Here is a 14,006-nt window from a genome sequence, read left to right on the forward strand (position 1 = left end):
CCGTCGGCCTTGTAGTCGACCAGGGTCGAGAACAGGCCGGCCATCACGGCGGAGCCGTTGGACTCCATCGTGTCACCGGTGAGCAGGGGCTTCTCGGGCTCGCCCAGCTCGACGGAGAAGATTCCGTTCGGGTCAACAGCGCCCTTGGCGTCGCCGCTGTCGCTCTTACCCCCGCCACAGGCGGTCGCAGCAAGGGCAACGATGATCGCGCCCGTTACCCACTTGGCGCTCTTGGCACCGCGCATGGGTTCCTCCTCATGAGTCCACTTTTGTCACTACAAGAGGGGCACTCCGAGTTCTGCCGACACCCCTGACGGCATTGCACTCAAGTGCCCCGAGTGTGCTCGTGAGTCGGCACTCCCCACAGTGCGTGACCCATTGACCCGAGCTCAATGGAGCCAACTATTAAGTACGTCCGGGCTGTAAACCACACTTAAGTGGTCTCGTTTTGACAACATCACCACACCCCCGGATACCGAAATCCGGACAAACTGAGCACAGACAGACACCCCCGAAACGGACCGTTAACACACGTACCGGAGAGCGATGGCCGATATGCGGACACCGGGCCTCTGAAATGGAGTTGACGGAAGTTGACGAAAAGCCCGGACTCCCACAGTCCCTGTGGGGGTCCGGGCTCCGGTGCCGACGTCGCGTAGAACCGAAAGCGGGGTAGATCACAGGATCGTGATCTACCCCACTGTCATCGGCCCATGCGGCCGAACTCAACCGATCTTCAGCCAGCTCGAACGCACTGATTTCGGCCAGTTCGGCCGTCTCGACGCCGCGGCCGGCCTACGGGCTCGGTTCAGCCGTTCTTGGCGCGGGAGGACGCCCGGCCACGCGCGTTCTGGTCCAGGATGACCTTGCGGATACGCACGGCCTCCGGGGTGACCTCGACGCACTCGTCGTCGCGGCAGAACTCCAGGGACTGCTCGAGGGAGAGCTTCCGCGGCGGGACGATCGCCTCGAAGGAGTCGGCCGAGGAGGAGCGCATGTTGGTGAGCTTCTTCTCCTTGGTGATGTTCACGTCCATGTCGTCGGAGCGCGAGTTCTCGCCGACGATCATGCCCTCATACACCTCGGTGCCGGGGTCGGTGAACAGGACACCGCGCTCCTGGAGGTTCGTCATCGCGAAGGCGGTGACGGCACCGGCGCGGTCGGCGACCAGCGAACCGTTGTTACGGGTCGTCAGCGTGCCGAACCACGGCTCGTGACCCTCGTGGATCGAGTGGGCGATGCCCGTACCGCGGGTGTTGGTGAGGAACTCCGTACGGAAGCCGATGAGGCCACGGGACGGAACGACGAACTCCATGCGGACCCAGCCGGAGCCGTGGTTCGACATGTTGTCCATGCGGCCCTTGCGGACACCCATGAGCTGCGTGACCGCGCCCATGTGCTCCTCGGGCACGTCGACCGTGAGGCGCTCGACGGGCTCGTGGGTCTTGCCGTCGACCTCCTTGGTGACGACCTGCGGCTTGCCGATGGTGAGCTCGAAGCCCTCGCGGCGCATCTGCTCGACCAGGATGGCGAGCGCGAGCTCACCACGGCCCTGGACCTCCCAGGCGTCCGGGCGCTCGGTGTCGAGCACGCGGAGCGAGACGTTACCGATCAGCTCGCGGTCGAGGCGGTCCTTGACCTGGCGGGCCGTGACCTTGCGCTGCTTGACCGCGGACTTGGCGTCCGCGCCCTTGCCCGTGCCACCGCGGCCGACGAGCGGCGAGGTGTTGGTGCCGATGGTCATGGAGATGGCCGGCTGGTCGACCGTGATCAGCGGAAGCGCGATCGGGTTCTCCGGGTCGGCCAGGGTCTCGCCGATCATGATGTCGGGGATGCCGGCGACGGCGCAGATGTCACCGGGGCCCGCGACCTCGGCCGGCTTGCGGGTGAGCGCCTCGGTCATCATCAGCTCGGTGATGCGGACGTTGGAGATCGTGCCGTCGCGCTTGATCCACGCGACCGTCTGGCCCTTGCGCAGCTCGCCCTGCTCGACGCGGAGGAGCGCGATGCGGCCGAGGAAGTTGTCGGCGTCCAGGTTGGTGACGTGGGCCTGGAGCGGCGCCTCCTCGTCGTACACCGGGGCCGGGACGTGCTCCAGGATGGCGGAGAAGAACGGCTCGAGGTTGTCGCTGTCCGCGGGAACGGTGCCGTTCTCCGGCTTGGTCAGCGAGGCGACGCCGTCACGGCCGCAGGCGTAGACGATCGGGAACTCGATCTGGTCCTCGTCCGCGTCCAGGTCGAGGAAGAGGTCGTAGGTCTCGTTGACGACCTCGTCGATCCGGGAGTCCGGACGGTCCGTCTTGTTGATGCAGAGGATGACGGGCTTGCGCTGCTGGAGCGCCTTGCGCAGTACGAAGCGGGTCTGCGGGAGCGGACCCTCGGAGGCGTCCACGAGGAGGACGACCGCGTCCACCATCGACAGACCGCGCTCGACCTCGCCACCGAAGTCGGCGTGACCGGGGGTGTCGATGATGTTGATCGTGATCGGGGCCCCGCCGTCCTTGGGGTGATACTTCACCGCCGTGTTCTTGGCGAGGATCGTGATGCCCTTCTCACGCTCCAGGTCGTTCGAGTCCATCATGCGGTCGTCGAGCTGCTGGTGGGCGGCGAAGGCACCGGCCTGCTTGAGCATGGCGTCGACGATGGTCGTCTTGCCATGGTCGACGTGGGCGACGATGGCGACGTTACGGATGTCGTGGCGCGTGGGCATGGGTGCTTGCGCTTCTCTCGGATCGTGGGATGCGGCGTCAGTTCCTCGTACGCCCGCCGGGCGGACGCGCCACGGCTATGTCCTATGGTACGGGGCTGCCGCGCAAGGGGCTTCCCCGGCCAAGATCCGAGAAGTCGTCGTGCGAGTGGGCAAGGGTGTGGGGGAGGTCGTGCGGAGGTCGTGCGACCGGGTCAAAGGGCCGACGCGATCCTGCCCGCCGGGATCACCGGCGGGCAAGGAAATTGAGCTGGTTCTGAGGTTGTGACCTGCGGTTTCAGGGCTTTCAGGGCTTTCCGTGCGTTCGGTGCCCCCAGGTGAGTGGCCCGGTCGCCTCAGGGGGTGCGCTCGGCGCCCTTGGACGTCTCCCGCTTCTTGAAGCCGATGTCCTGGTAGCGCGGACCGGCCAGGCCCCAGGCGCCGGCGTTCACCAGATCCGCCTTGGCGGCGACGAGCTGGGGGCGCTGATAGAGGGGAATGGAGCCGGCGGCGGCCCAGATCCGGGCGTCGGCCTGGCGCACCAGTTCCCGGGCCTCCTCCTCGTCGAGGGTCCCCGCCGCCTGGTCGAAGAGCTGGTCGATGCGGTCGGTGCCGACCCGCGAGTAGTTCTGCTCGACCAGGAGCGAGCCGTCCGAGGCGGGCTCGGGCTTGGCGAAGATCGGCCGGGCGTCGGTCGCCGGGAAGGCGGAGGCGGGCCAGGAGTAGAGGGCCAGGTCGTAGTCGCCCGAGGCCACGTGGTCCTTGAAGAAGCTGTCGTCGGAGACCTTGGTGACCTCGGTGCGGATGCCGACCGCGTCGAGCATCCGGACGATGCGGTCGCCGACCGCCCTGAGCGCCTCGGAGCCGGGGCCGGACGGCAGGACGAAGCGGAGGCTGAGCGCCTTGCCGTCCTTGCCGAGGGCCTTGCCCGCCTCGGGCGCCGTCACGGGGGCGGCGGTGCCGATCGGGGCGTAGGCCCCTGCGACGCCCTTGTCCGTGCGCGCGATCGTCTGGGCCGCGTGGGCGCCCGCGCCCGTGCCGGTGTCGAGTGCCTCGGCGCGGGCGAGGAGTGCGGCGCTCTGACGTGCGGCCGCGGGGGCCGGGGCGAGGATGTCGGTGCCGTTCTCGGGGCCGCCGGCGCCGATGACGGGGGCGGGGGCGGCTCGGCGCTCGCCCGGCTTGTCGTCGCCGACGATGTAGAGGCCCTCGTCGGATGCGGTGTCGGCGGCCGGCTTCTTGGCGTCGGTGGCGGCGGTGTCCTCCGCCGCGTCCTTCTTCTCGGCGCCTTCCGTCTTCGCGCCGTCCGCGCCGGCCTTCTCCTTTTCACCGGCCTTCTGCCCCTCGGCCTTCTTCTCGGCCTCGCTGCCGGCCTTGGTGCCCGCTTCCACGGGCTTCCGGGCCGCGCCGCCGGGCACCCAGCCCGCGTCGGCGAGGAGGGCCCGCGCCTCCGCGGTGTCCTGGCTGCCGAGGGCGTCGCTGCTGTCCGCGTAGGCGGCCTGGCCGGCGAGGGCCAGGTGGCTGCCGGGAGGGTCCGCCGGGAGGCCGAGCGGCTTGAGTACGGATTCGGCCAGTTCCTTGCGGTTGATGGCGCGGGCCACCGCGCGCCGCACCCGCTCGTCGGCGAGCGGCCCGGACTCGCCGTTCAGCGAGAGCTGGGTGTAGGCGGGCTCCAGGGACTTGCGGACCACGTACTTCGCCAGGGTGTCCTGGGCGGTCGCGTACGCGGCGACGGCCTTCTGGTTCTTCTCGCGGGCGGCCTGGACCTCCTCGGCCTTCTCCTCGTCGGAGCCGTGGGCCAGTGCCCAGGACTTGAGGGCCTTGGAGGGGGTGATCGAGGAGCCGGGGCCGTGGGCGAGGGCGGCCTGGGCGCCGCTGCGTCCGGCGCGGGCGTCGCGGAGGGCGAGGGAGATGCGCTCGGCGGTGGACCGGTCGATCTCGGCCAGGTCGAGGGTGCCCGCGGCGAGGGCGCCCGCCCGGTCGGCGCGGGCGACGGCCTTGAGGACCAGGCTGTCGAGCTTGGCGGGCTGTCCCCACCAGCGGGGGTTGCGGGTGAGGGTGACATCGCCGTTCTTGCGGTCGATCGCCTTCAGCAGGAACGGTCCTGCGGTGGCCTTGAGGGTGGTGCGGGCCCCGTCGTTGAAGGAGTTCGGGGAGCCCATCACCTGCTTCGGGTAGAGCGGGGTGAAGAGGGACTGCCAGTCGGCGTAGGGCTTGGAGAAGGTGACCCGTACCTCCAGGTCGTTCTTGCCCCGCTCGATCTTCTCGATCCGCTCGTAGCCGGAGTTCCGGGCGGTCCAGTACGCGGTGTCGCGGCCGCTCAGCGCCCGCCACTGGGCCACGAAGTCGGCCGCTCCGATCTCGCGTCCGTCGCTCCACACCGCCTGCTGGTTGAGCTTGTAGAGGACGACCTGCTTGGGCTCCGTCTCGACGACCTGCGCGGTCTCCAGGTAGTCGGGATTGAGCCGCGGCCGGCCCCGCTCGTCGATCGTGTAGAGAGAGGGGAGCACGGCCCCGGCGATCCGGGAGGTGGCGCCGTCGGCGTCGGCCTGGAAGGTGTTGAGCGTGGTGGGGAGCGCGTCGACGGCCCAGCGCAGAGTGCCTCCGTCGGCGACCTTGTCGCGGGTGGCGGGCGCGTTGTCCTGGGCCGCGGCCCGGGCCTCGTCGGCCTCGTCGGAGCTGCATCCGGCGAGGACGGTGACGGCGAGGACGGCGCTGGTGAGGGTGGCGACGGAGCGGAGCGTGCGGGAGCGGGGGCTCCTGGAGCATGTCCTCCCGCGAGGGGCGCCGATCTGGGACATGACTTGTACCCCTTCGTCCAGATTCATTCCATTTGGAGATGATCACACCTATTGCTCATACACTGAAAAGGACGGAGCGGATCCGGCCACGGCGACACGGCGGCACGTCCGGAAAACCCCACTCGTGCGGCCCAACCGCCGGAGAGGGAGCGCTCCGGACGAGTGGAATCCCGTGCACATGGCTTCCCAAGCGGGAATGTGACGCGCGACACTCCTGCCGAAGCCGCTCGCGGAAGTGAGGGCAACCATGTCCGTTCAGGACGATCTGGCAGCCGTCAAGCGCTGCCTCGAAGACCTGGTCCGCACCGTCGGACAGCTCGAGCGCTCCGTCACGGCCGAGCGGGGCGCACCCGCCGCGCCGACCTCGGGACGCGCCGAAAGCCTGGTGACCATCCCCGACGCCCCGTACGACAGCGGCCTGTGGACGGATACGGACGACGAGGGCCTTGGGGCACGCGACCGCCACGCGCCGTAGGACGCCACGCGCAGCAGGACGTACCGGCAACCGACCGTAGGAGGGCCTGTTGGCCACAGGTACGGAACCGCCCGGATCCGCCACGGGGGTGCGCTCCGCGGGGCGCGCCGCCATCGCCGCCCGACATCTGCGGACCGACCGCTGGTGGCTCTCCCCCGCGGCCACGGCCGCCGGACTGCTCGCCTTCGTCGCCTACTCGACCTGGCGGGCCTTCGCCAACGCCGACTACTACGCCGCCCCCTACGTCTCGCCGTTCTACTCGCCCTGCCTGGCGGAGAACTGCGTCCCCATGAAGGGCGGACCGAACTGGGAGATCTTCGGCAGCTGGTGGGGGCTCTCGCCCGCCCTGCTGATCCTGGTCTTCCCCCTGGGCTTCCGGCTGACCTGCTATTACTACCGGAAGGCGTACTACCGGGGATTCTGGGCCTCTCCCCCGGCCTGCGCCGTCGCCGAGCCCCACGCGGCGTACACCGGCGAGACCCGCTTCCCGCTGCTCCTGCAGAACCTCCACCGGTACTTCTTCTACGCGGCGCTGCCGGTGGCCGGAATCCTCACGTACGACACCGTGCTCACCTTCCGGAACGCCGACTACGCCTGGGGCCACGCGGGACTCGGGACGCTCCTCTTCCTCGTCAACATCACCCTCATCTGGGCGTACACCCTCTCCTGCCACTCCTGCCGGCACATCGTCGGCGGACGGCTCAAGCACTTCTCGAAGCATCCGGTCCGCTACCGGCTGTGGACCTGGGTCGGCCGGCTGAACACCCGTCACATGCTGCTCGCCTGGTCCTCCCTGATCAGCGTCGCCCTCTGCGACCTGTACGTGTACCTGCTCGCCACCGGCACCTTCGACGACCCGAGGTTCTTCTGAGATGACGCACGTCGAGCGAGAGCAATGGGACGTGGTCGTGGTCGGCGCGGGCGGCGCCGGGCTGCGGGCCGCGATCGAGGCACGCCGTGCGGGCGCCCGGACGGCGGTCATCTGCAAATCCCTCTTCGGCAAGGCCCACACCGTGATGGCCGAGGGCGGGATCGCCGCCTCCATGGCCAACGTGCACCCGCAGGACGACTGGAAGACCCACTTCCGCGACACCATGCGCGGCGGGAAGTTCCTGAACCAGTGGCGGATGGCCGAGCTGCACGCCCAGGAGGCACCCGAGCGGGTCTGGGAGCTGGAGACCTGGGGCGCGCTCTTCGACCGCACCCCCGACGGCCGGATCTCGCAGCGCAACTTCGGCGGCCACGAGTACCCGCGGCTCGCGCACGTCGGCGACCGCACGGGCCTCGAACTCCTCCGCACCCTCCAGCAGAGGTCCGTCGGACTCCAGCAGGAGGACCACCGCGAGACCGGCGACCACGAGGGCCGGCTGAAGGTCTTCCAGGAGTTCACCGTCACCCGGATCCTCAAGGACGGGGACGGGCGGGTCTCCGGGGTCTTCTGTTACGAGCGGGAGAGCGGGCGCTTCCTCGTCCTCGAGGCACCCGCCGTCGTCCTCGCGACCGGCGGCATCGGCAAGTCCTTCAAGGTGACCTCGAACTCCTGGGAGTACACCGGAGACGGTCACGCGCTCGCCCTGCTCGCTGGCGCGCCCCTGGTGAACATGGAGTTCGTGCAGTTCCACCCGACCGGCATGGTCTGGCCTCCGTCGGTGAAGGGCATCCTCGTCACCGAGTCCGTCCGCGGGGACGGCGGCGTCCTGCGGAACTCCGAGGGCCGGCGCTTCATGTTCGACTACGTCCCCGACGTCTTCAAGGAGAAGTACGCGGAGACCGAGGAGGAGGGCGACCGCTGGTACGAGGACCCCGACCACAACCGGCGCCCACCCGAGCTGCTGCCGCGCGACGAGGTGGCGCGGGCCATCAACTCCGAGGTGAAGGCGGGTCGCGGGTCCCCGCACGGCGGGGTGTTCCTGGACGTGTCCACCCGGATGCCGGCCGAGGCGATCAAGCGGCGGCTGCCCTCGATGTACCACCAGTTCAAGGAGCTGGCCGATGTCGACATCACGGCGGAGGCCATGGAGGTGGGCCCCACCTGCCACTACGTGATGGGCGGGGTCAACGTCGACTCCGAGACGGCGGCCACGGTGGGGGTACCCGGGCTGTTCGCGGCCGGTGAGGTGGCCGGCGGCATGCACGGCTCCAACCGGCTCGGCGGGAACTCCCTCTCCGACCTGCTGGTCTTCGGCCGGCGGGCCGGTCTGTACGCGGCGCAGTACGCGCTGTCGGGGGCCGGCGGCGGGATCGTGGCGGCGGACGTCGAGGCCGCGGCGGCGGAGGCTCTTGCTCCGTTCGGTCCCCCCGACGGGCACGCCCCGGAGAACCCGTACACCCTCCACCAGGAACTCCAGCAGACCATGAACGACCTCGTCGGGATCATCCGGCGGGAGGGCGAGATGGCCGAGGCGCTGGACCGCATCGCCGCCCTGCGCGCGCGGGCCCGGCAGGTCTCCGTGGAGGGCCACCGGCAGTTCAACCCCGGCTGGCACCTCGCCCTCGACCTGCGGAACATGCTGCTCGTCGGCGAATGCGTGGCCCGCGCCGCCCTCGAACGCACCGAGTCCCGGGGCGGGCACACCCGCGAGGACTACCCGGCGATGGACCGCGCCTGGCGCCCGGTGAACCTGCTGTGCCGTCTGGACGGCGACGGGATCGCCCTCGAACGGACGCGTACGGAGCCCGTACGGCCCGATCTTCTCGCACTGTTCGAACAGGAGGAGCTGGCGAAGTACCTCGCCGAGGACGAGCTGGGAGGCCCGGAGGGCCCGGGAGATCCGGGAGATCCGGGAGGCCCGGGAGATCCGGGAGGCCCGGGAGGCCCGGGAGATCCGGGAGGCCAGGTGGGCCAGGAGGGCCCGGAGAGCCTGGAGAGCCCGGAAGGGGGGCACGGCGCATGAGCACGTACGACGCGCGGTTCCGGGTGTGGCGGGGAGACGCCGACGGCGGCGGACTCACCGACTACACGGTGGAGGTCCACGACGGCGAGGTCGTCCTCGACGTCGTGCACCGCCTGCAGGCCACCCAGACACCGGATCTCGCGGTGCGGTGGAACTGCAAGGCGGGCAAGTGCGGTTCGTGCTCGGCCGAGATCAACGGCAGGCCGCGACTGCTCTGCATGACGCGGATGTCGGTGTTCGCCCGGGACGAGGTGATCACCGTGACCCCGATGCGCGCCTTCCCGGTCGTGCGCGATCTCGTCACGGACGTGTCCTTCAACTATGCGAAGGCCCGGGAGATCCCGGCCTTCGTACCGCCCGCCGGGGTGGAACCCGGCGAGTACCGGATGCGGCAGGAGGACGTGGAGCGCTCGCAGGAGTTCAGGAAGTGCATCGAGTGCTTCCTGTGCCAGGACACCTGCCATGTGGTGCGCGACCACGAGGAGAACAAGGAGGCCTTCGCCGGGCCCCGGTTCCTCATGCGGGTCGCGGAGCTCGACATGCACCCCTTGGACGCGGCCGAGGAGGCCGGGCTCCACCGGCGGCGGACGGCACAGGAGGAGCACGGACTCGGCTACTGCAACATCACCAAGTGCTGTACGGAGGTGTGCCCGGAGTCCATCCACATCACCGACAACGCCCTGATCCCGATGAAGGAGCGGGTCGTGGACCGGAAGTACGACCCGCTGGTGTGGCTGGGCGACACGATCAGGCGGCGGCGGACGACCTAGGGCCCGGGTCCCCGCCCGCAGCTGTGCCCGTACGTGCGACTGCGCCGGCATCGGCACCGCCAACCGCACCGGCACCGCCACCCGCGCGGGCACCCGCGCCGGCGCCGGCGCCCGCGCTCCAGCGGCCGAGGAGGGGCTCGGCGAGGGTGCGGGCGGGGAGGCAGAGGGTCTGACCGTGCCGGGCGAACAGCTCGTCGCGGGAGGTGAAGCGGCCCAGGTCGGTCCGCAGGTGGGCGGAGAGGTCGCAGGGGGCCGATCCGGCGCAGGCGGCCGGGGCGTCCCAGTCGACGGTGGTCCGCGCCACGGCCTCGAAGAGGGTCTCCGCGCCGGCGTTGGTGAAGGCGCCCGCGGGGGCCGGTCCGGCCTCCTCCCGGTTCGCGAAGAGCTCCGCGACCGGCACCCAGTCGTCGTCGAGCAGGAACTCGGGCCAGGCGAGCAGCACCTCCTCGGGCACGAACGGGCGCATCTTCGGGAAGCGCGGGTACCAGAAGGCACCGTCGACGAGCAGGCCCCGGACCCGCGTGGGCACGTCGAGGGAACGGGCCACCGCCTCCAGGACCGCCATGCGCTGACTGCACGAGCCGCGCCCGAGGCGCAGCGTCCGCGACACCCGGCGCAGGTCCTCCACGGAGTACACCGGCCGCACGGTGGCGGCGATGATGCCGTGGGCCGTCCTGAGCAGGTCGCGGTCGGTCGTCGTGCCCCGCTCGTCCGCCGTGCGGCGCACCCGGGTCACGAGCGCGGCGACCCGGGGGTGCGCCAGATCCAGGATCGGTGTGGGCCGGGTCGACCCGGCGGTCTCCGCGACGGGTGCGGGACCCGCACCGGCGGTCCGGAAGGGCATCAAGAGCCGACTCGTCATGGCGTACTCCCCCTGTGCGCGGCGCCGGTTCGCGCCGATGCCCCCATCCTCCTCCGGCCCGCCCCGGCACGGCACACGGGGTCGCCCCCGGGTGCCTGGTGGCCTTCCCCTGTGCCTGGTGGCCTTCCCGGGGGCGGCGGGGCGGTGGGGTGCGCGCGGTCTCTCCCGGGTGCGGCGTCGTGCCCGCGGGGCTCAGTGCCAGCCGGCGCGGTAGGCCGCCCAGTCGCCCTCCTCCGCGGCGAAGTCGACGTACAGCGCGACCCCGAACCGTGCGCGGTCGGGGTCGGTGCGCCCGAGGCCGAGTCTGACGCCCCGGACGGCCGCCTCGACGGTCTCCGCGTTCTCGTGGTGGCCGAGGTCGTCCTCGTGGAAGAAGGGGAGCCCCATCAGGAGGTCGGTCGACTCGGGGGTCACTTCGAGGGCGAGGCTGGTCTGCTGGGCGACGTACCCGCCGTACAGGCTCTCCAGCGGCATCCACGTGTCGTACGACATGACGGCGATCTGGTCCACGCGCCGGGCGACCTGGCCGAAGAACTCCTGCGACCACCACTTCTCCTTGCCCGTGAGCAGGCTGTTGGCCGAGTGGAGGCCGGGGAGGGGGTCGATCTGGTGGGCGGCGATCGAGAGCTGCGCCTTCCGCGGCCGGGTGACCTCTCCGAGGTCGTCGAGGAGGGAGAGGTAGTCGGCGTCGTCGGAGAGCAGCGGCTCCAGGTCGAAGTGGACCCCGTCGAAGCCGGCGTCCAGGATCTGCCGGGCCGAGGTCACCACGGCCGCGCGGGTCCCGGCGTCGTCGAGGTGCAGTCCGTCGGGTCCGTCGTTGGCCAGGACGTCACCGAGCCAGGCCTGCACCCGTATCCCGGGCATCGTCCGGTGCACGGCGTCGACGAGCCACTTGGCGCGCGGGTACTTGGCGGCGGGCAGGGTGCCGTCGTGCTCCAGGGGCCCGGCGTGGACGTACAGGTCGCGTATGCCCGTGTCCTTGATCCTGGCGGCGAAGGCGGCGAGGTCGGCGTCCTTCTTCCGCCCGTCGACCCAGGCGTGGCCGAGCCAGACGGCGTCCTTGTCCCGGGTCTTCGCGTCGTCCCTGAGGTCGCCCGCGTAGCTGACGCGCAGGGCGAGCGCCCCGAACAGCGGGGGCACCACGAGGACGAGGACGAGGCCGAGCACGAACCAGCGCCCCCGTCGCCACGCTCTCCTCAGTCGACCGCTCACCCGAGCCCCCCTCGTGCCGTCGTGTCACGTGTCCCACCGCTTCTCACCGTAGCGGTGGCTACCGACAGTGACGCAGCCCTGTGGAGAATGGTTTCCGTGGGGCCGCGGTGGCGTCCGGACCACGAGGCGTCCGGTCGCGGGGCGTCCGGTCGCGGGGCGGCATACCCGGACATAACCTCCCCCTTGTGACGCGAATAGCCACCCGAGCCCTTCTCGCGGTACTGGTGGCGGCGTGGTGGCTCCTCGTGCCCGCCGTTCACGGTGCCCGTGCCGACGACCCCGTCGCCCTGTCCCGGGACGGGCAGATCACCGACCGGGTGGACGCGCTGGGCGACCGCCGCGCCTCCGTGGTCCAGGCCCTCGACCGGCTCTACGCCGAGCGGCGGATCCAGCTCTTCGTCGTCTACGTACGGGACTTCTCCGGCCGCACGGGCCAGTCCTGGGCCGACGCCACCGCCGAACGCAACGGCCTCGGGGTCGACGACGTCCTGCTCGCCGTCGCCACCCACGACCGCCGGTACGGCTACTCCGCCGACCCGGACGCCCGGCTCACCCAGGGCCAGCTCGACGCCGTGGCCAGGACCGCGATCGAACCGGCGCTGCGGCAGAACGACTGGGCGGGCGCCGCGATCGGAGCGGCCGACGGCTACTCCGCCGTCCTCGCCGGGCAGCCCGTCCCCACGCCGGCCATCACCCCCGGCCCCGCCGATCCGGGCGGCGCGGTCGACGACGGGACCTCGGCGACCGATCTGGTCCTGCCGGTGGTCCTGGTCGGCGGCGCCGGCGCCGTGGCGGCGTACGCGTTCACCAAACGGCGCCGGCGGACCGAGACCCGCACCACTCCGCAGGGCGGGCAGGGCTGGGGCCCGCCGAAGGCGCCCGCGCCGCCGTCCCTCGACGAGCTCGACGGTCAGGCCCGGCAGACGCTGGTCGCCACCGACGACGCCGTCCGCACCAGCCAGGAGGAACTCGGTTTCGCGACCGCCCAGTTCGGCGAGGAGGCCGTCCGCCCCTTCACCGAGGCGGTCGCCTTCGCCAAGGAGCAGCTGACGGCCTCGTTCCGGCTGCGGCAGAAGCTCGACGACGCGTTCCCCGAGGACGACTCGACCCGGCGGAGCATGCTGGAGGAGATCCTGCGGCGCTGCGCGGAGGCCGACGCCCGGCTCGACGCCGAGAGCGAGGACTTCGACCGGCTGCGGGCCCTGGAACGGACCGCTCCCGAGGCGCTGGCCACCGTCGAGGCCGCCCTCCGGGAGCAGACCGCGAAGTCGGGCACGGCCGAGGCCGCCCTGACGGCGATGCGCGGGCGGTACGCCGAGACGGCCGCCGCTCCCGTCGCGGGCGACGTCGAACAGGCCAAGGACCGGCTCCTCTTCGCCACGACCCACATCGACCAGGCCCGCCGGCAGATCGACGCCGGTGACAACGGCGGGGCGGCCGTCCACATCCGGGCTGCCGAGGGCGCCGTGGACCAGGCGGCCCGGCTGATCGATGCGGTGGACCGGCGGGCTCAGGAACTGGCCGAGGCGGTCGGCAGGCTGCCGGGCGCCCTGTCGGAGACGGACGCCGACCTGGCGGAGGCCCGGGGGCTGCTGCAGGGGACCACCGAAGGGTCGACGGCCGACCTCCGGGGCCGGATCGCCCGCGCAGAATCGGTGCTCGGCGAGGTGCGGCGGGTCATGGACGCCGGACGGTACGACCCGCTCGACTCGCTGCGCCGGGTGGAGGAGGCCGACGCGGTGCTCGACGAGGCGCTGGAGGGCGCGCGGGAGCGCGAGTCGGGCAGCCGACGCGCCCGCGCGCTCCTCGACCAGGCGATGCTGACGGCCCGCTCGGCGATCGGAGCGGCCTCGGACTACGTCACCACCCACCGGGGAGCCGTGGGCAGCGAGGCCCGTACGCGCCTCGCCGAGGCCCAGCGGCGCTGGGAGAAGGCGCGGGGGCTCGCCGAGGCCGGCGACCCGCAGGCCGCCCTCGCGGAGGCCCAGCAGGCGGACGCCCTGGCTCGGCGGGCCCAGGACCTCGCGGAGCAGGACGTCCGGAGGTATGGGAACCCGAACGGCCTGGGCGGTGTATCAGGGGTAGGAGGGGGCGGTGGCGGCGGGCTCGGCGGTGCGGTGCTCGGCGGCATCATCCTCGGCGGACTGTTCGGCGGGGGAAGGGGAGGCGGACATGGGGGGTTCGGTGGAGGTTCGGGCGGGGGCTTCGGGGGCGGAGGTTTCGGCGGCGGGCCCGGCAGCTTCGGCGGCAGCGGCACGCGCGGCCGGCTGGGCGGCGGAGGCCGTTTCTGAGGGCGGCGCGATGCGCGT

The 14,006-nt window shown here is 71.5% G+C and carries 9 protein-coding genes and 1 pseudogene; 5 read left to right on the top strand and 5 right to left on the bottom strand.

Going from position 1 to position 14,006, the window contains the following annotated elements:
• The 3 genes and pseudogenes from ACFQ79_RS24845 to ACFQ79_RS24855 all read right to left on the bottom strand — a co-directional run.
• Nucleotides 1-245 (bottom strand): annotated as a pseudogene (locus ACFQ79_RS24845) (ABC transporter substrate-binding protein); the annotation flags it as partial.
• Between the two features lie 563 nt (nucleotides 246-808).
• The gene (gene typA / locus ACFQ79_RS24850; protein WP_055641510.1) at nucleotides 809-2,710 is read right to left on the bottom strand and encodes a translational GTPase TypA; all 1,902 of its coding nucleotides are present in this window, start codon (nucleotides 2,708-2,710) and stop codon (nucleotides 809-811) included.
• 332 nt (nucleotides 2,711-3,042) lie between these two features.
• Nucleotides 3,043-5,484, bottom strand: coding sequence for an ABC transporter family substrate-binding protein (locus ACFQ79_RS24855; RefSeq protein WP_383587006.1), 2,442 nt, complete (start codon nucleotides 5,482-5,484; stop codon nucleotides 3,043-3,045).
• Nucleotides 5,485-5,731: 247 nt separating this feature from the next.
• On the opposite strand from ACFQ79_RS24855, the gene ACFQ79_RS24860 reads away from it, so the two are divergent.
• The 4 genes from ACFQ79_RS24860 to ACFQ79_RS24875 are packed head-to-tail and all read left to right on the top strand — an operon-like array spanning nucleotide 5,732 to nucleotide 9,623.
• The gene (locus ACFQ79_RS24860) at nucleotides 5,732-5,959 is read left to right on the top strand and encodes a hypothetical protein (RefSeq protein WP_383587008.1); all 228 of its coding nucleotides are present in this window, start codon (nucleotides 5,732-5,734) and stop codon (nucleotides 5,957-5,959) included.
• A gap of 49 nt (nucleotides 5,960-6,008) precedes the next feature.
• Entirely contained in the window at nucleotides 6,009-6,830 is an 822-nt protein-coding gene (locus ACFQ79_RS24865; protein WP_383587011.1) for a hypothetical protein, read from the top strand.
• A gap of 1 nt (nucleotide 6,831) precedes the next feature.
• Complete coding sequence (locus ACFQ79_RS24870; protein ID WP_383587014.1) at nucleotides 6,832-8,853, top strand: fumarate reductase/succinate dehydrogenase flavoprotein subunit; 2,022 nt, start codon at nucleotides 6,832-6,834, stop codon at nucleotides 8,851-8,853.
• Complete coding sequence (locus tag ACFQ79_RS24875) at nucleotides 8,850-9,623, top strand: succinate dehydrogenase/fumarate reductase iron-sulfur subunit (RefSeq protein ID WP_383587017.1); 774 nt, start codon at nucleotides 8,850-8,852, stop codon at nucleotides 9,621-9,623. Before ACFQ79_RS24870 ends, ACFQ79_RS24875 begins: the two co-directional genes overlap by 4 nt.
• On the opposite strand, the gene ACFQ79_RS24880 is transcribed toward ACFQ79_RS24875, so the two are convergent.
• Nucleotides 9,601-10,485 (bottom strand): transglutaminase domain-containing protein, encoded by an 885-nt coding sequence (locus ACFQ79_RS24880; RefSeq protein ID WP_383587020.1) that lies wholly within the window; start codon nucleotides 10,483-10,485, stop codon nucleotides 9,601-9,603. The genes ACFQ79_RS24875 and ACFQ79_RS24880 overlap by 23 nt on opposite strands.
• Nucleotides 10,486-10,677: 192 nt before the next feature.
• Nucleotides 10,678-11,697 carry a hypothetical protein gene (locus ACFQ79_RS24885; RefSeq protein ID WP_383587023.1) on the bottom strand — a complete coding sequence of 340 codons (1,020 nt, stop codon included), beginning with the start codon at nucleotides 11,695-11,697 and terminating at the stop codon, nucleotides 10,678-10,680.
• 185 nt (nucleotides 11,698-11,882) lie between these two features.
• Here ACFQ79_RS24885 and ACFQ79_RS24890 point away from each other — a divergent pair, with 185 nt between their 5' ends.
• On the top strand, nucleotides 11,883-13,988 hold the full coding sequence (locus ACFQ79_RS24890; RefSeq protein WP_383587026.1) for a TPM domain-containing protein: 2,106 nt from the start codon (nucleotides 11,883-11,885) through the stop codon (nucleotides 13,986-13,988).
• Nucleotides 13,989-14,006: the final 18 nt, after the last annotated feature.

This window comes from Streptomyces sp. NPDC056480 (genome assembly GCF_042795405.1).
In the GTDB taxonomy this organism is placed as follows: domain Bacteria; phylum Actinomycetota; class Actinomycetes; order Streptomycetales; family Streptomycetaceae; genus Streptomyces.